The sequence below is a fragment of the Streptomyces spiramenti genome (assembly GCF_012034385.1).
GTDB classification, from domain to species: Bacteria; Actinomycetota; Actinomycetes; order Streptomycetales; family Streptomycetaceae; genus Streptomyces; species Streptomyces spiramenti.
The window spans coordinates 1-17309 of sequence record NZ_JAAVJB010000104.1 but is presented as its reverse complement, the minus strand read 5'-3'; the positions used below and the strand labels follow the sequence as shown (position 1 = coordinate 17309).

The window sequence follows — 17309 nt, the reverse complement described above, 5'->3', positions numbered from 1 at the left end:
CCCGTCGCGCGCGCGGGCGGTCGTATCCGTCGGCCGCGCCCGCCGCGCTGCGGAAGGTCGGCGCGGGGGCGTCCGCCGCTGTCGCCCCGGAACCGCGGTCGAGGCGCAGGTCGCGGCGGGTGCGTCCCGTCGTGCCGCCTGGCGCGCGTCATCACTTCGCGATGCCGCCTTGCGGAAAGGGTGGCCGAGCGTGTTCTATCTGTGGCGGAATGTCAGCGGTGCCGCCGCTGGGTTCCGGCCGGGTGGTGCGCCCTCCCGGCCGGCCTGATCACCGTCGGCCGAACCAGTCCGTCATAACTCCTATTTTCGGCCAACTTCCCTGGCCGGTGAGGGGGCCCCGGTGGCTCAGTGGCTGTGTGACAGGCAAGGACCCGTGGCTGCCCGCGGCGCCCGAGCGGTGCGTGAGACGCGCTGCCCAGGGGGAGTTGGGGCGGGAGGCCCGCTTCCGTCCACCGCCGGGGCATGGAACGCTTCCTGAGCGAATGCTTCGCGCCACGGAGCAATGTCGTCGAAGCGCGGCGGGTGCCGAACTGGTCCCGCCCACCTCGTCCGACGCAGTAGATTCGATCTTGGCAAACACGTCGGGGGAAACGTGCAGGACCGAGAGGATGCGACAACCGAGGGAACTGAGGAGCATGAGCCAGGACCCAATGCACGGCCCCGAACCCGCGAAGGGGCACCGCTCGTTCGCGGTGGACAGCCTCGCCACCCGACGCCGCCGTGAGATCGTCGCGGTGCTGCTGTTCAGCGGAAGCCCACTGTTCGAAAGCTCCATCCCGCTCTCGGTGTTCGGCGTCGACCGCCAGGACTCGGGAGTACCGCGCTACCGGCTGCTCGCGTGCGCGGGTGAGGACGGACCACTACGCACCACCGGAGGACTCGAACTCAGAGCCCCGTACGGTCTGGGAGCGCTCTCGCGGGCCGGCACGAGCATCGTGCCCGCCTGGCGCTCCATCACCGGGCCGCCGCCCACACCGGCACTCGCCGCGCTACGGCGTGCCCACAGTGAGGGGGCCCGCGTGGTGGGCCTCTCCACGGGTGCGTTCGCGCTCGGCGCTGCCGGCCTGCTGGACGGCAGACTGGCGACCACCCACTGGATGTACGCCCCCACGCTCGCCAAGCGGTTCCCGTCGGTCCACGTGGACCCCCGGGAGCTGTTCGTCGACGACGGCTCCATCCTGACCTCGGCGGGCACCTCGGCCGGCATCGACCTGTGTCTCCACATCGTGCGCGTCGACCACGGGCCCGAGGCGGCACAGGCACTCGCCCGGCGGTTGGTGCTCCCGGCGCGGCGTCCACCCGCGGCGGAGGCCGCCCAGGGGCCGCAACGGCACCTGGACAGGTCTTTACCAGAGGACATCGGCGCCGACCCGCTGGCCGAGGTCGTGGCCTGGGCGTTGGAGCACCTCCACGAGCAGTTCGACGTGGAGACGCTCGCCGCCCGTGCCTACATGAGCAGGCGCACCTTCGACCGCCGCTTCCGGTCGCTGACCGGGAGTGCGCCGTTGCAGTGGCTGATCACCCAGCGGGTGCTCCAGGCACAGCGACTGCTGGAGGTGTCCGACTACTCGGTCGACGAGGTGGCGGGGCGGTGCGGCTTCCGTTCGCCGGTCGCCCTGCGCGGACACTTCCGCCGGCAGCTCGGTTCGTCGCCCGCGGCGTACCGGGCGTCCTACCGGGCGCGTCAGCAGCAGCAGCAGGCCGCAGCCGCGGTCGGCCAGCCGCCGACGCGCACCAAGGCGCCGGTCGACGTCTACCCGCCGCGACTCCCGCAGCAACGGGCGCGGCCACCGCAGTGACGCCCGGCGGACCGGTCGTCCGGCCCGGTCCCTCGCGCACGCCTCGGCCCCCCGGCAGCCCGCCGGGGGGCCGAGGCGTTCCCGCACGTCGCCCCGCCGCCGGCCGGGGGCGACGTACCGGCCCGACGGCGCCGACCACGCCGTAGGGTGGGCGCATGAACGATCGCATGGTGTGGATCGACTGCGAGATGACCGGCCTCTCGCTGTCCTCCGACGCACTCGTCGAGGTGGCCGCCCTCGTGACCGACTCCGAGCTGAACGTCCTCGGGGACGGTGTGGACGTGGTGATCCGGCCGCCCGACGAGGCTCTCGCGCAGATGCCCGAGGTGGTGCGTCAGATGCACACCTCTTCCGGCCTGCTGGAGGAGCTGGCCGGCGGCACCACGGTCGAGGACGCCCAGGCGCAGGTCCTCGCCTACGTCCGCGAACACGCCCCGGAGGCCGGCAAGTCGCCGCTGTGCGGCAACTCGGTGGCCACGGACCGCGGTTTCCTCGCCCGCGACATGGCGGAGCTGGAGAGTCACCTCCACTACCGCATCATCGACGTCTCCTCGGTGAAGGAGCTGGCGCGCCGCTGGTACCCGCGGGCCTACTTCAACAGCCCGGAGAAGCGCGGCAACCACCGGGCGCTCGCCGACATCCGCGAGTCCATCGCCGAACTCCGCTACTACCGCGAGGCGGTGTTCGTGCCCCAGCCCGGACCCGACTCGGCCGCGGCCCGGGAGATCGCCGCCCGGCACACCCTCGACTGAACCGGGGCACACCTCGGCCGGGGCCCGGAGCCCGGGCCCGGGGAGCGCGAAAACGTGTGCGCGAGCACCCCCCGGAACCCTGTACACTCATATCGGCCGGTGCGAAAGAGCCGGTCATGGTGGGTGTAGCTCAGTTGGTAGAGCACCTGGTTGTGGTCCAGGTGGCCGCGGGTTCAAGTCCCGTCACTCACCCTGTAGTACGAGGCCCGGATCTCCGGGCGGGGAAACCCGCCCGGAGATCCGGGCCTCGTCCGTTCTCACCCGCGCGGGTGTCCCGCCTCTCGTACGCTGCCCCACCGGGTGCGGGACAGCGGTCCCGGGGCGCCCCGTCCGACGGTGCCCGGTTCTCACACCGTCCGTACCCCGACCCCGCATAGGATCGGCCCCCCGCCGCCCGCCCGGCCCCGCCAGGGCCGCGACGGCCGGTGGACTGACGGACCGCACGACGGGGGAGGCATGCCGCCGACCCGCCGCACGCCGAGGGACGCATGGACATCGCAGACATCAACGAACTCTGGTCCCGGGTCACCGGGACCCAGCCCGCCCCGGAGCTCTGGCTGGTGCTGGTCACCGCCGGGATCGCCCTGGCGCTGGTCTCCCCCTGGGGAGTCTGGCGGGTGACGCGCAACGCCGTCACCATCGCGCACGAGGGCGGCCACGGCCTGGTGGCGCTCCTCACCGGCCGGAAGCTCGAAGGCATCCGGCTGCACTCCGACACCTCCGGCCTGACCGTCTCCCGCGGCAAGCCCACCGGCTTCGGCATGGTCCTCACCGCGGCGGCCGGCTACATCGCCCCCTCGCTGCTCGGACTGGCCGGCGCGGCACTCCTCGGCGCGGGCCGCATCACCATGCTGCTGTGGGGATCGACCGCGCTGCTGCTGGCGATGCTGCTGATGATCCGCAACCTCTGGGGCGTGGTCACCGTCGTCGCGACCGGGGCGCTCTTCCTGCTCGTCTCCTGGCTCACCGGCCCCGAGGTGCAGGCCGCCTTCGCGTACGTCGCCGTCTGGTTCCTCCTCCTCGGCGGTATCCGGCCGGTGTTCGAGCTCCAGCGCAAGCGGCGCCGCGGCGGGGCGCGCGACTCCGACGCCGACCAGCTGGCCCGCCTCACCGGCCTGCCGGCGGCGGCCTGGCTGCTGCTCTTCCACGCCGTGACGCTGCTCTCCCTGGTCGGTGCCGCCCGCTGGCTCGTCGAGCTCTGAGGCAGCCGGCGCCCGTCACCCGCCCGCGGGCCCCGGGCGGGGGACCGGAAGGATCGGGTGACACTGGGTGACGCACTAGAGTGGCCTCATGACGGATCGCAGCGCTCCCGCCCCGCTCTGGCCAGCACCGACCGCCCACGGCGGTGTCGAGGCGACGGTGGCGGTGCCCGGCTCCAAGTCGGTCACCAACCGCGCGCTGATCCTCGCCGCGCTCGCGGGTGAGCCCGGCTGGCTGCGGCGCCCGCTGCGCTCCCGCGACACCCTGCTGATGGCCGAGGGGCTGCGGGCCCTCGGCGTCGGCGTCGAGGAGACGGTCGCCTCGGCCTCGGCCGGGCCCGGCGGCGTCGGCACCGGGGGCGAGGCATGGCGTGTCATCCCCGCACCGCTGCGCGGCGCGGCGGCGGTGGACGTCGGCAACGCGGGCACCGTGATGCGGTTCCTGCCGCCGGTGGCCGCACTCGCCGACGGCGCCGTCCGGTTCGACGGCGACCCCCGCTCCCACGAGCGCCCGCTGCACGGCGTGATCGACGCGCTGCGGTCGGTGGGCGCCCGCGTGGAGGACGACGGGCGCGGCGCTCTGCCCATGACCGTCCACGGCGCCGGCGGGCTCGCGGGTGGCCGGGTGGAGGTGGACGCCTCCGCCTCGTCGCAGTTCGTCTCCGCGCTGCTGCTGCCCGCTGCGCGCTTCAACCGCGGGATCGAGCTGCGCCACAGCGGCGCCGTGCTGCCCTCGGTGCCCCACATCCGGATGACCGTGGACATGCTGCGCCGCGCCGGCGCGCAGGTCGACTCCCCCGACTCCGGGGGCGAGGCCGGGGTCTGGCGGGTCATGCCCGGCGCGCTGCGCGGGCGGGACCTGGTGGTCGAGCCGGACCTCTCCAACGCCCAGCCCTTCCTGGCCGCAGCGCTCCTCACCGGCGGTGCCGTCACCATTCCCGACTGGCCTCGCGAGACCACCCAGCCCGGCGACGCCCTGCGGGAGATCTTCACCGAGATGGGCGGTGAGTGCGTGGTGGACGAGCGCGGCCTCACCCTCCGAGGCACCGGGCGGGTGCACGGCATCGACGTCGACCTCCGGGACGTCGGCGAGCTGACGCCGGGTATCGCGGCGGTCGCCGCCCTCGCCGAGTCGGAGTCGGTGCTGCGCGGCGTCGCGCACCTGCGACTCCACGAGACCGACCGACTGGCGGCGCTCACGCGGGAGATCAACGGGCTCGGCGGGGACGTGACCGAGACCGCGGACGGGCTGCACATCCGCCCCCGCACGCTCCACGGAGGCGTCTTCCACACCTACGACGACCACCGGCTGGCCACCGCCGGCGCCGTGATCGGGCTGCTGGTGAAGGGGGTCGAGGTGGAGGACATCGCGACCACCGGCAAGACGCTCCCCGACTTCGCCGAGATGTGGCACCGCATGCTGGCGGGCGGTACGGGCAGCGGCGACGCCGCGGCCGGGACCGCCCCGCGGGCGAGAGCCTGAGGACGATACGGCATGCGCCGCTACGGAAAACACACCGACGAGGACGACATCCGGGTGCGGCCCTCCGGCCGGAGCCGCCCCCGCACCCACCGCCGACCGCTGCACGAGGACGCCGTCGAGGGATTCGTCGTCACCGTCGACCGCGGGCGGTTGACCTGCCTCGTCGAGGACCGGACCGTCACCGCCATGAAGGCCCGTGAACTCGGTCGCAAGGGCGTCGTGGTGGGGGACCGGGTCGCCATCGTCGGGGACCACTCCGGCCGGCCGGACACCCTGGCCCGGATCGTGCGGGTCGAGGAGCGCCGGTCGGTGCTGCGGCGAACCGCGGACGACCAGGACCCCTTCGAGCGCGTGGTGGTGGCCAACGCCGACCAGTTGGCGATCGTCACCTCGCTCGCCGACCCCGAGCCCCGGCCCCGGCTGATCGACCGCTGCCTCGTCGGCGCGTTCGACGCCGGACTGGACCCGCTGCTGATCCTGACCAAGTCCGACCTCGCCTCGCCCGAGACCCTGCTGGAGAGCTACGGAACCATCGGGGTGCGGCATGTCGTGACCAGTGCCGAGTCCTTCGACGAGGCGACCCTCGGCCGGGTGCGGGAGCTGCTGAAGGACCGCGTCACGGCGTTCGTGGGCCACTCCGGTGTCGGCAAGACCACCTTGGTCAACGCGCTCATCCCCGACCGCGCCCGCGCCACCGGTCACGTCAACGAAGTGACCGGCCGCGGTCGCCACACGACCACCTCGGCGCTCGCCCTGCCGCTGCCGGACGATCCGGGCTGGGTGATCGACACCCCGGGCGTCCGCTCCTTCGGCCTGAACCACGTGGACCCCGCACGGGTGGTCCTCGCCTTCCCCGACCTCGAACCGGGCACCGCCGGCTGCCCGCGGTCGTGCAGCCACGACGAGGAGGGCTGCGCCCTCGACGCCTGGGTCGCCGAAGGACACGCGGACCCGGCGCGGCTGTACAGCCTGCGGCGACTGCTGGCGACCCGTGAGCGGCGCGAGGGCGACTGACCGTCCCCGCGCGCCCCGTGTCCGGCGACACGCCCGGACGATGCCGGCGCGCGGCGGCATCGTGGCCGGCGGTCGGCCTCAGAGCGTGTGGGAGACCCCGCGTCGGATGGGCTCGCGGCGTTGGATGCGGTCAGCTGCACGGCGGAGGGGTGCCCTCGTACCGGGTTGTGTTCGGGTGTTCCTGACAACGCAGCGGATGGCCGTAGCCGGCGTCGCGGGCGCGGCGTGGGGTCTCCCACACGCTGGCAGAGCGTGTGGGAGGCCCCGCGTCGGATGGGCTCGCGGCGTCGGATGCGGTCAGCTGCACGGCGGAGGGGTGCCCTCATACCGGGTTGTATTCGGGTGTTCCTGACAACGCAGCGGATGGCCGTAGCCGGCGTCGCGGGCCCGGCGTGGGGTCTCCCACACGCTCTCAGCCCCGGCGAGGCACCGAGGGGCCGGGAGCGACCAGTTGCGAGACGGCCAGTCGCACTGCCGTCTCGCAGCGCCGGGCCGCCCCCGGGTCCCCGATCGGGGCGTTGCCGCGCCGTTCCAGGGCCTCGACCGCCCGGTCGCGGAGGCGTCCCACGAGGGTCGCGGCGCCGTCCGGCGGGAGGGGCAGCCCGTCGCAGCGGCAGCCCGTGAGCGTGGCGCGCACCAGGCGGTCGCTCCGGGCCGCACGCACGATCCACTCCCCGAGGAGCTCCAGCAGTTCGTCGCGCGAGGCACGCGCGGCGCGGTTCAGCCGTATCTCCAAGCCGTTGACGAAGGCGTCGAGTTGGCGGTGCAGCAGCGCGTCGGCCAGTCCGGCCTTGTCGCCGAACTCGTTGTAGAGCGTCTGCCGTGAGACGCCGGCGCCCGCAGCGACCCGGACCATGCGCACCTCCGCCCAGGACTCGCTTTCCAGCGCGGCACTGGCCGCGTCGAGCAAGGACTCGCGCGCTGTGGGCATCGTCGCCTCCGGCATCGGCACTCGGCCTGCTGCGGGACAGGATCGGGGTGGCCCGCGGCGGTGTCAATACGCCCCGCGACCGGCCGTGGCCGTGGGCCACCCCGCCGGATACGGTGGCGCCATGCCCGAATACGACGACGACCTACGGCTCGCGCACGTGCTCGCCGACACCGCCGACGCCGCCACGATGGAGCGGTTCCGCGCCCTGGACCTCGCAGTCGAGACCAAGCCGGACATGACGCCGGTGTCGGAGGCGGACAAACGGGCCGAGGAGCTCATCCGCTTCTCCCTGAGCCGGACGCGGCCACGCGACGCCGTGCTGGGGGAGGAGTTCGGCAGCGAGGGGGCGGGCCCGCGGCGCTGGGTGATCGACCCCATCGACGGGACCAAGAACTACGTGCGCGGGGTGCCCGTCTGGGCGACCCTCATCGCGCTCACCGAGCTCGACGAGGAGGGCCGGGAGCGGCCCGTGGTGGGGGTGGTGTCGGCGCCGGCGCTCCAGCGCCGCTGGTGGGCGGTGCAGGGCGGCGGCGCGTACACCGGCCGCAGCCTCACCTCTGCGAGCCGGATGCGGGTGTCGGGGGTGACCCGGGTCGAGGACGCCTCCTTCGCCTATTCCTCCCTCGGCGGCTGGGAGCAGCGCGGCGCGCTGGAGGGCTTCCTGCAACTGGGGCGGGACTCCTGGCGGACGCGTGCCTACGGCGACTTCTGGCCCTACATGATGGTCGCCGAGGGGACGGTGGACTTCTGCGCCGAACCGGAGCTCTCCATGTGGGACATGGCGGCCAACGCCATCATCGTGACGGAGGCCGGGGGGCGGTTCACCGGCCTCGACGGTCGTGACGGCGTCCACGGCGGCAACGCCGCGGCCTCCAACGGCTTGCTGCACGAGGCGCTGCTCGGCTACGTGGGCGGCTGAGTCGGGGCCCGTGGTGGCGCGCCGCCACGGGGCCGGAAGGGCCGGTCGGGCGGCGGCCTCCCTTGTCGCTGCCGCGGGACGCGTGTGACGATGGGCGGAAGCACGCTTGTGAGCTTGTGATTCGGTTCTCGTGGTGCGGGAGCCGTGAGAGAGGCGGCCCCCATGCTCGTCAGAGACGCCATGACCTCGATCATCCTGACCGTCGGCCCGCAGCACACCCTGCGCGAGGCGGCCCGGCTCATGTCCCATCACCGCGTCGGCGCGGCGATGGTCCTCGACCCCGCCGGCAGCGGAGTGGGCATCATCACCGAACGCGACGTCCTCCGCTCGATCGGCGCGGGGCAGGACCCCGACGACGAGCGTGCCGGGGCGCACACCACGACGGCGGTGGTCTTCGCGGCGCCCACCTGGACGCTGCTGGAGGCGGCCTCCGCCATGACGGCCGGCGGCTTCCGGCACCTCATCGTGCTCGACGACGACGGCCCGGTGGGGATCGTCTCGGTGCGCGACATCGTCAACTGCTGGACCCCGGTGCTCGCTTCGCGCTGAGGCGTCGGCCGCGCGCGACGACGGCCCGTCCCCGCGCCGTCGGGCGCGGGGACGGGCCGTCGCGGGGCGGCGCCGGACCGGGACGGCGGGGCCGTCCGGGCGGGACCGCGCCTCGGCGAGCGGACTCAGCCGCGGAGGGCCTGGACCGCGGTCTCCAGTCGCTTGCCGAAATCGGCGTCCGCCTGGCGGAAGTTGTTGATCGCGCGCTCGGCGATGTCCTCGCGCGAGACGTCGGCGATGAACCCCGCCAGGTTGTCGACCAGCCGTCCCTTCTCGTCCTCCGACATCAGGCGGTAGAGGTCACCGGCCTGCACGAAGTCGTTGTCCTCGGCGTGCGAGGGCGCCTCGGACTCCTGGGTGGTCCCCGATACGGTGGCCGGCTGCCACAGCGCCCGGCCGGTCTCGACGGGGCCGCCGAAGCTGTTGGGCTCGTAGTTCTTCGCCCCGCCGTGGCGGCCGTCGTACAGGAAGCCGTCCCGGCCGTGGGTGCGCGCCTCGGTGGCGTGCGGGCGGTTGACCGGCAGGTGGTCGGCGTTGATGCCGACGCGGTACCGGTGGGCGTCGCCGTAGCCGAACAGCCGGCCCTGGAGCATCTTGTCGGGGGAGGGGCCGATGCCCGGCACGAAGTGGTGCGGGGAGAAGATCGACTGCTCCACCTCGGCGAAGACGTTCTCGGGGTTGCGGTTGAGCTCCAGCTTGCCGATCTCGATCAGCGGGTAGTCCTCGTGCGGCCAGACCTTGGTCAGGTCGAACGGGTTGAAGCGGTAGTTCGCCGCGTCCGCCTCGGGCATGATCTGGACCTTCACGGTCCAGCTCGGGAAGTCGCCGCGCTCGATGGACTCGCGGAGGTCGCGCTGGTGGCTGTCGGGGTCCTTGCCCGCCAGCTCGTCCGCCTCGGCCTGGGTCAGGTTCTTGATGCCCTGGTCGGTCTTGAAGTGGTACTTGACCCAGAAGACCTCGCCGGCCTCGTTGGTCCACTGGAAGGTGTGGGAGCCGAAGCCGTGCATGTGGCGGTAGGAGGCGGGGATGCCGCGGTCGCCGAAGAGCCAGGTCACCTGGTGGGTGGACTCCGGCGACAGGCCCCAGAAGTCCCAGACGTTGTCCGCCTCCTGGGAGCCCGTGTACGGGTCGCGCTTCTGGGTGTGGATGAAGTCCGGGAACTTGATGGCGTCCTTGATGAAGAACACCGGGGTGTTGTTGCCGACGAGGTCGTAGTTGCCGTCCTCGGTGTAGAACTTCAGCGCGAAGCCGCGGGGGTCGCGGACGGCGTCGGCCGAGCCGAGGTTGCCGGCGACGGTGGAGAACCGCAGGAAGGTCTCGGTCTCCTTGCCGACCTCGGAGAGGAACTTCGCCCGGGTCCAGCGGGTCACGTCGGCCGTCACGGTGAAGGTGCCGTACGCCCCGGCGCCCCGGGCGTGGACGACCCGCTCCGGGATGCGCTCGCGGTTGAAGCGGGCGAGTTTCTCGATCAGCAGCTGGTCCTGGACCAGTACCGGTCCGCCACGGCCCGCGGTCTCGCTGTTCTGGTTGTCGGCGACCGGCGCGCCGGCCTCGGTGGTGAGCGGCCCCGTCGCAGTCTGCTCGGTCATTCGCCTGTCACGCCCTTCAGGTCCTCGGTGTACGCGAGGGTCTGGCCCTCGACTGAATGCGATCCTATATTGGACTCAGTCCAAGTCAAGACCGTGACTCGGTCCGTACCTGTTCGGGGTCCGGAGGGGTTCGCGCTAAGGTGGATGCCATGAGTGACCTGCTGCGACGACTGCGTGCCCGGGGCTGGCGGCTCACTGCGCAGCGGCGCGTGATCGCCGAGGTGCTGGACGGCGAACACGTGCACTACACCGCCGACGAGGTGCACGCGCGTGCCGTGGAGCTGCTGCCGGAGATCTCGCGCGCCTCGGTCTATAACACGCTCGGTGAGCTGGTGACCCTCGGCGAGGTGATCGAGGTCAACACGGACGGTCGCGTCCGGCGGTACGACCCCAACGCCCATGAGGCCCATCAGCACCTGGTCTGCTCCGGCTGCGGGGCGATCCGCGACGTCCGGCTCACCGACGACCCCCTCAGTGCGCTGCCCGAGGGCGAGCGGTTCGGCTTCCACGTGGCGCAGGTCACGGTGACCTACTACGGTCGCTGCCCCCGGTGCGTGGCGGCAAACTCCGCCCCGGGGCAGGCCGGTTCGCCGGTCGTGTGAAGGGGGCGGTCGCGGGCGGGTCGGCGGATTTGCTCCGCCGGGTGTCGGGCGGCTAGGGTCAAGACACACACCGACGCGGGGTGGAGCAGTTCGGTAGCTCGCTGGGCTCATAACCCAGAGGTCGCAGGTTCAAATCCTGTCCCCGCTACTCATGATCGAGGCCCGGTTCCTGAAATGGAACCGGGCCTCGATGCTTTCCGTGACCCCGGGATCTGCTCTACCGGCCCGGAGGTCGCCGCCGGCCCCGGTTGTCGCCGCTGCCCGCGGTGCGTGGCGGCAAACTCCGCCCCGGGGCAGGCCGGTTCGCCGGTCGTGTGAAGGGGGCGGTCGCGGGCGGGTCGGCGGATTTGCTCCGCCGGGTGTCGGGCGGCTAGGGTCAAGACACACACCGACGCGGGGTGGAGCAGTTCGGTAGCTCGCTGGGCTCATAACCCAGAGGTCGCAGGTTCAAATCCTGTCCCCGCTACTCATGATCGAGGCCCGGTTCCTGAAATGGAACCGGGTCTCGATGCTTTCCGTGACCCCGTGACCCCGTGGCCCCGTGGCCCCGTGGCCCCGTGGCCCCGTGGCCCCGTGGCGGGAAGGTGTTGAGCGCGCTCGCCGCGCGGCAGGGCCCCGCCCTAGCCTGCCGGGATGACTACCGCCCCGGGCGCTGGTCCCCCCGGGCGCCCGCTCGGCCCCCAGGACACGCCGCGGTGGCTGCCGCCGGTCCTGCTGCTCCTCCTCGCGGCCACCCTGGTGGTCGCCGGAGCGGCCGGTGCCGCCCGCACCGGTGCCGCGGTCGCGACGGCCGCCGCGGACGGGCTCCTCACGGTCGTCCTCGTCTCCCCGCTCCTGGTGATCGCGTTGCGCGGCGTTGCCGGGGCGGCCCGGACCGTGCTCGCGCTGCTGGCGCTCATCCTCTGCAGCCGCTGGGCGTTGGGGTTGCCGCGCGTCGGGGTCTTCGCCCCGCTGGAGTGGAACTGGCAGGGCAAGACCCTCGAACTGCTCTGGCTGGCCGCGTTGTTCGTCTGCCTGTGGCGATGGGCCCGGCAGGAGGCCGGGGTGCGGTGGTCGCTGGAGCCGGGTTCGGGTCGCGCGGTGGCGCCCGTCGTCGTCGGGGTGTTCCTCCTCTCCGCGCTGCTGAGCCTCTGGGCGCTGGCGGACCAGGGCGGGCAGGCCGACCCGGTGTCGGTGGAGCGGCTCCTGTTCGACATGGGGCACCCCAACCTGACCGAGGAACTCCTCGTCCGCGGAGCGATGCTGGCGGTGCTGGACCGGGCCTGCGGCACGCCGTGGCGGTTCCTGGGTGCGCGGGTGGGCTGGGGACTGGTCCTCACCACGTCGTGGTTCGGGCTCTGGCACGGTGCGGTGCTGACCGGCGACGGCTTCGTCCTCGACCCCGGGGCGATCGTCGCCACCGGGGCCGCCGGACTGCTCATCGGCTGGGTGCGGGCCCGCAGCGGATCGCTGTGGCCTGCCTACCTCGCCCACTGCGCCCCCGAACTCGGTCTCGGGGCCGCCACGATGGTGTGGGCGGCACTCTCGGGCGCACCCGTCCTGGCGTGACGGCCCGCGGGCACGTCGGGCTCACACCTGGGCGCCGTGCGGCGGGATGATGCCACCGTCACCCGCCCGTTCCGCGCCACCCGGCGCCACCGAAGGAGACCGCCCGTGAAGATCGTCGACGCGACCGTCTCGGTCACGTGCCCCGGCCGCAACTTCGTGACCCTCCGGATCACCACGGACGAGGGGGTCACCGGCCTGGGGGACGCCACCCTCAACGGCCGAGAGCTGGCCGTCGCCTCCTACCTGGGCGACCACGTCGCGCCGCTGCTGGCGGGCCGGGACCCGCACCGCATCGAGGACACCTGGCAGTACCTCCACCGAGGGGCCTACTGGCGGCGCGGTCCGGTCACGATGGCGGCCGTCGGCGCCGTGGACGTGGCGCTCTGGGACATCAAGGCGAAGGTCGCCGGACTGCCGCTGTACCAACTGCTCGGCGGTGCCAGCCGCGACCGCCTCACGGCCTACGGGCACGCCGACGGCCGCGATCTGCCGGAACTGCTCGACTCGGTCCGCGCCCGCCTCGCGGAGGGTTACCGCGCGGTCCGGGTGCAGAGTGGCGTCCCGGGGCTGCGCGCGGTGTACGGGGTGCACGCCCCGGACAGCGGCGGCGGCACGGTGCCGCACCAGCAGGACCGGCCGCTGGTCGAGGACTGGGACACCGACGCCTACCTGCGCCACATCCCGGCCGTCTTCGAGGCGGTCCGGGCGGAGTTCGGCCCCGAGCTGCCGCTGCTGCACGACGCCCACCACCGGCTGACCCCCGTACAGGCCGCACGGCTGGGCAAGGACCTGGAGCCGTACCGCCCGTTCTGGCTGGAGGACTGCACGCCCGCCGAGAACCAGGAGGCGCTGCGCCTGGTGCGGCGGGCGACCACCACTCCGCTGGCGATCGGCGAGGTGTTCAACTCCGTGTTCGACTACCAGACGTTGATCACCGAGCAGCTGGTGGACCACGTCCGGTCCTCGGTGACCCACTTCGGGGGTGTCACCCCGCTGCGCAAGCTGTTCGACCTGGCGGCGATGCACCAGATCAAGGGCTCCACCCACGGCCCCGAGGACATCTCCCCGGTCGGGATGGCCGCCGCGCTCCACCTGGGGCTGGCGGTGCACAACTTCGGTGTCCAGGAGTACGCCGGCTACTCGGAGCGCACCCGCGAGGTCTTCCCGGCCGCCTTCACCTTCGGGGACGGACACCTCCACCCGGGCGAGGCGCCCGGTCTCGGCGTCGGCTACGACGAGGCCGCTGCGGCCCGGCACCCCTACCGCCGGGCGTACCTGCCGGTGAACCGGCTCGCCGACGGCACCGTCCACGACTGGTGACGCACGCCGGACGGCTCGCGGTGCCCGGGGGCCCGGCACCGCGAGCCGTCCGGTAGGAATGGGGGCATGAACGAGACCCTGGCCCGTCTGCTCGACCTGCTCGACCTCGAACCGATCGAGCGGGACATCTACCGGGGCAAGAGCCAGCCCTCCGTGATCCCGCGGGTCTTCGGCGGCCAGGTCGCGGCCCAGGCGCTGGTCGCCGCCTGCCGGACGGTGGAGGCGGACCGGCTGCCGCACTCGCTCCACTCCTACTTCCTGCGGCCCGGGGACCCGGGCGCCCCCATCGTCTACAACGTGGACCGGATCCGCGACGGCCGCTCGTTCGCGACGCGCCGGGTGGTCGCCGTGCAGCACGGGCAGCCGATCTTCCACCTGTCCGCCTCCTTCCAGACCGCGGAGGAGGGGTTGTCGCACCAGGAGCCGATGCCGGACGCCCCGGACCCGGAGACCCTGCCGACCGCCGCGGAGATGCTGCCGCAGTACGAGGACCGGTTCGTCCACCCCTCGGTCTCGGAGCGGCTGCTGGACGTGCGCCGCGCCATCGACCTGCGGTACGTGGCGGAGCCGCCGTTCGCGACGGTCGGCAGCCCGCGTGAGCCGCGTTCCCAGGTGTGGTTCCGCACCACCGGGGCGCTCACCGGTGTCCACGACGACCCGGTCGTCCACCTCTGCCTGGCGACCTACGTCTCCGACATGACGCTGCTGGACTCGGTGCTGCTGGCCCACGGCCGCGGCGGATGGACGGTCGGTGACGTGGTCGGCGCCAGCCTGGACCACGCGATGTGGTTCCACCGGCCGTTCCGCGCCGACGAGTGGCTGCTCTACGACACCGACTCGCCGACCACCCAGAGTGGGCGCGGGCTGGCCCGCGGCCAGATCTGGACCCGGAGCGGGGAGCTGGCGGTCTCCGTCATACAGGAGGGCGTGGTGCGGGTGCCCCGCTCCCGCTGAGCCCCGGCACGACGCGGGGGGCCGTTCGCACCCGACGGTGCGAACGGCCCCCTCAGCGAACCGGCCGGAGGTCAGTCCACCGGGAAGAGCGATACGTGGACCGCGCCGCGGTAGCTGCCCTGCGCGGTGGCGGCGGGCACGTCGAGCTTCAGGTCGGCGGAGAGCTCGGTGGTGCCGAACCGGGAGTGGTCGTCCGCGGCGGCGAGCCGGTGCGAACCGGCCAGACCGGTGCCGCCGTTGAGCAGGCCGGAGACGGTGGGCCCGGACTCGGCGGTGGCACCGCCGAGGACCAGCGGGCTCCAGCCGAGGTAGCCGGAGGTCAGGACGCCGCCGGTGCCCGTCAGGTCGCCGGCGCCGCCGGTCACGGACCAACCCGCGGCCTCGTACCGGGTGTCGGTCACCGACAGGGTCGGCAGGGAGGCGCCGAAGGACCAGCGGTCACCGCCGTTGCCGGCCTCGCCCAGCGAGACGACCTCGCCCTCGCCACCGATGGTCAGCGTCAGCGCGCCCGGCTCGATGTCGCGCTCGGGAACGACGGCCTCGACGACGATGTCGCCCTCGACCGGGTCCGCGGCGGCCTCCCCGAGACCGGTCGCGACGCGGCGCTCGATGCCCTCGGTCACGCGCTTGGAGCCGTCGTCGCCACGGGAGATGGTGAAGGAGTCGATGGTCTCGCCCAGCTCAAGCCCGGTGGTCGGGTTGTTCCCCTTCTGCACGACCAGCGCCTCGTAGGAGATGCTGTCCGGGGTGACGCGGATGCCGGAGGTCATCGAGGTGAAGGCGTGGCGGACGAGCTGCGTGGCGCCGTTGTTGGTCCACACGTTGTCGTTCACCGGGGCCAGGTTGTAGTACTTCGGGCCCGAGTTGGAGACGACGAAGACGGGGCCGTCGGTGACGCCCTGCTCGTCGGTGCGGTCATCGTTCAGGAACCCGCGGCCGTAGGTGTGGTCGTGGCCGGCGAGGACCAGGTCCACGTCGTGCTCGGTGATCACCGGCACCCAGTTCTCGCGCACCTCGCGGTTGTTGCGGCCGGAGGAGACCGAGAACGCGGGGTGGTGGAAGGTCACGACGGTCCAGTTGCCGGTCTCCTCCGCCAGCACCTGGTCCAGCCACTGCGCCTGGACGCCGTAGAAGAGCGTGCGCCAGTCGGCGGTCGAGAGCGCCGGCAGGGTGACGCCCTGCTCGTTCTGGATCGCGTTCTGGCTGACGGTGTGGGAGTTCAGCTGGACGAAGCGGACTCCCTGGTAGTCGGTGAAGTAGACCTGGTTGCGCAGGTGCTCGGTGATGATCTCCAGGTACGGCCGCTCCGTCGCGGAGGCGTTCGCGGGGACGCGCGGACCGTTGTCCGGCACGGTGAAACCGGCGTCCCAGAAGTCGGCCGCCGCGTCGCGGCTGTACTCGTGGTTGCCGATGGCGGGCAGCCAGTTCTCGGTCTGCCGCTCGCCGTCGGTGATGGTGAACCACTCCTCCCACTCGTCCTCCACCGAGAGGTCGATGAGGTCACCGGACTGGATCGTCAGCTCCGAGTTGGGGAAGGCGCGCGAGGTCAGATCGACGATCGGCGTCCACTTCTCCGTGAGGTCGTTCTGGCCGTCGGCGTACCAGGTGAAGGTGAAGGGCTGGTCGCCGTCCTTGGCGGTGGTGAAGGAGTTCCACTCGTCGGCCGCCTCACCGCTGACCGCGCGGTAGGCGTAGGTGGTGGCCGGGGACAGACCGGTCAACTCGGCGGCGAAGGTGATCGCCTGTCCGGCCGGCACCGCCATCTCCTTGGTGACGGCGGCGCGCACCGTCTCCACGCGGCCGTCGGGGTGGCGCAGTTCGACGGAGGCGGGGAGGTCCGAGGCGACACCCACCGAGCGCCAGGTGACGGTCTGCGAGGTGGAGGGGTCCGCCGTCGGGTTGAGGATCACCCGCTCCGGGGCGCCCGCAGCGGCCGTGGAGGCCGAGGTGGACGCAACGGCGGGCGTGGCACCGGCGGTTGCCAGCAGCCCGGCCGTGACCACGCCGGTGAGCCAGAGGTGGCGCCGGCGTAGAGCTGAAGTGCGCATGGCGTTCCTTCGCTGTGAGAGTGACGTGAACGTCGTCGTCTCGCACCCTGACAGTCGACCGCCAATCCCGGCCGAACGTCGTATGACGGAAGAGGCGGCCGAAGATGAACGTGCCGGCGGCGTTCGGTGTCGCTCGTGGCCGACGGGACCGGCGGTGGTCGCCACGGGGATAGCCTCTGGTCAGAGCCGCGTGCGGCGTGCGGTTGCGGCTTCCCAGCGACTTTTGTCCAACTCGCCTGCCCGCTGGGCCAGTTCACCGGGACGCCACGACGGCGGACGGCAAGCGGCGGGTGTCCGTCAGGGCGTGCCTGGGGCCCCGCGTCGGATCGGCTCGCGGCGTCGGACGCGGTCGGCTGCACGGCGGAGGGGTGCCCTCGTGCCGGGTTGTGTTCGGGCGTTCCTGGCCACGCGGCAGCTGGCCGTGGCCGGGGTCGCGGGCCCGGCGTGGGGTCTCCCACACGCTCTCAGCGTTCCGTGCGCTGCGGTGCCGCCTCGGCCGCTGCCGAGCCGGAGGTCGCCGGCTCGCTGCCGGTCGGCGACCCTACGGGCGCCGCTCCCGCAGCCGCCGTGCGGTCGGTGGGGGACGGCGCGGCGGCGGAGGC

Annotated in this window: 14 protein-coding genes and 3 tRNA genes; 14 read left to right on the top strand and 3 right to left on the bottom strand. The window is 72.9% G+C overall.

All coding sequences use genetic code 11. The features are described 5' to 3' along the window. The first annotated feature begins 635 nt into the window (after positions 1-635). From HCJ92_RS13905 to rsgA, 6 genes are all read left to right on the top strand, one after another. The gene (locus tag HCJ92_RS13905) at positions 636-1799 is read left to right on the top strand and encodes a helix-turn-helix domain-containing protein (RefSeq protein WP_167933889.1); all 1164 of its coding nucleotides are present in this window, start codon (positions 636-638) and stop codon (positions 1797-1799) included. Between the two features lie 155 nt (positions 1800-1954). Beyond that, the gene (gene orn / locus HCJ92_RS13900) at positions 1955-2551 is read left to right on the top strand and encodes an oligoribonuclease (protein WP_167933888.1); all 597 of its coding nucleotides are present in this window, start codon (positions 1955-1957) and stop codon (positions 2549-2551) included. A 119-nt stretch (positions 2552-2670) separates the two neighbouring features. Continuing rightward, positions 2671-2743: transfer RNA gene (locus tag HCJ92_RS13895), tRNA-His, on the top strand. A gap of 296 nt (positions 2744-3039) precedes the next feature. Beyond that, positions 3040-3753, top strand: a complete 714-nt coding sequence (locus tag HCJ92_RS13890) for a M50 family metallopeptidase (RefSeq protein WP_167933887.1) — start codon at positions 3040-3042, stop codon at positions 3751-3753. An 88-nt stretch (positions 3754-3841) separates the two neighbouring features. Continuing rightward, entirely contained in the window at positions 3842-5233 is a 1392-nt protein-coding gene (gene aroA / locus HCJ92_RS13885; protein ID WP_167933886.1) for a 3-phosphoshikimate 1-carboxyvinyltransferase, read from the top strand. A gap of 12 nt (positions 5234-5245) precedes the next feature. After that, positions 5246-6247: a ribosome small subunit-dependent GTPase A gene (gene rsgA / locus HCJ92_RS13880; RefSeq protein ID WP_167933885.1), complete on the top strand. Its 1002-nt coding sequence runs from the start codon at positions 5246-5248 to the stop codon at positions 6245-6247. A 412-nt stretch (positions 6248-6659) separates the two neighbouring features. Here the strand turns inward: rsgA and HCJ92_RS13875 are convergent, their stop codons facing one another. Beyond that, entirely contained in the window at positions 6660-7178 is a 519-nt protein-coding gene (locus HCJ92_RS13875; RefSeq protein ID WP_167933884.1) for a TetR/AcrR family transcriptional regulator, read from the bottom strand. Between the two features lie 121 nt (positions 7179-7299). Here HCJ92_RS13875 and hisN point away from each other — a divergent pair, with 121 nt between their 5' ends. Next, positions 7300-8097: a histidinol-phosphatase gene (hisN, locus tag HCJ92_RS13870; RefSeq protein ID WP_167933883.1), complete on the top strand. Its 798-nt coding sequence runs from the start codon at positions 7300-7302 to the stop codon at positions 8095-8097. Positions 8098-8259: 162 nt separating this feature from the next. After that, positions 8260-8646, top strand: a complete 387-nt coding sequence (locus HCJ92_RS13865; protein ID WP_167933882.1) for a CBS domain-containing protein — start codon at positions 8260-8262, stop codon at positions 8644-8646. Between the two features lie 125 nt (positions 8647-8771). Here the strand turns inward: HCJ92_RS13865 and HCJ92_RS13860 are convergent, their stop codons facing one another. Beyond that, positions 8772-10235, bottom strand: coding sequence for a catalase (locus tag HCJ92_RS13860; protein ID WP_167933881.1), 1464 nt, complete (start codon positions 10233-10235; stop codon positions 8772-8774). 149 nt (positions 10236-10384) lie between these two features. Here HCJ92_RS13860 and HCJ92_RS13855 point away from each other — a divergent pair, with 149 nt between their 5' ends. From HCJ92_RS13855 to tesB, 6 genes are all read left to right on the top strand, one after another. Next, complete coding sequence (locus HCJ92_RS13855) at positions 10385-10837, top strand: Fur family transcriptional regulator (RefSeq protein WP_167933880.1); 453 nt, start codon at positions 10385-10387, stop codon at positions 10835-10837. Between the two features lie 74 nt (positions 10838-10911). After that, positions 10912-10985, top strand: a tRNA-Met gene (locus HCJ92_RS13850). A 244-nt stretch (positions 10986-11229) separates the two neighbouring features. Beyond that, positions 11230-11303 (top strand) — tRNA-Met (locus HCJ92_RS13845). Positions 11304-11470: 167 nt separating this feature from the next. Beyond that, positions 11471-12385: a CPBP family intramembrane glutamic endopeptidase gene (locus HCJ92_RS13840; protein WP_167933879.1), complete on the top strand. Its 915-nt coding sequence runs from the start codon at positions 11471-11473 to the stop codon at positions 12383-12385. Between the two features lie 105 nt (positions 12386-12490). Continuing rightward, a complete protein-coding gene (gene manD / locus HCJ92_RS13835; RefSeq protein ID WP_167933878.1) occupies positions 12491-13705 on the top strand; it encodes a D-mannonate dehydratase ManD in 1215 nt (404 codons plus the stop codon). A 66-nt stretch (positions 13706-13771) separates the two neighbouring features. Further along, entirely contained in the window at positions 13772-14659 is an 888-nt protein-coding gene (gene tesB / locus HCJ92_RS13830) for an acyl-CoA thioesterase II (protein ID WP_167933877.1), read from the top strand. Between the two features lie 71 nt (positions 14660-14730). Here tesB and HCJ92_RS13825 read toward each other — a convergent pair whose 3' ends face one another. Next, complete coding sequence (locus tag HCJ92_RS13825) at positions 14731-16707, bottom strand: purple acid phosphatase family protein (RefSeq protein WP_167933876.1); 1977 nt, start codon at positions 16705-16707, stop codon at positions 14731-14733. Positions 16708-17309 lie beyond the last annotated feature (602 nt).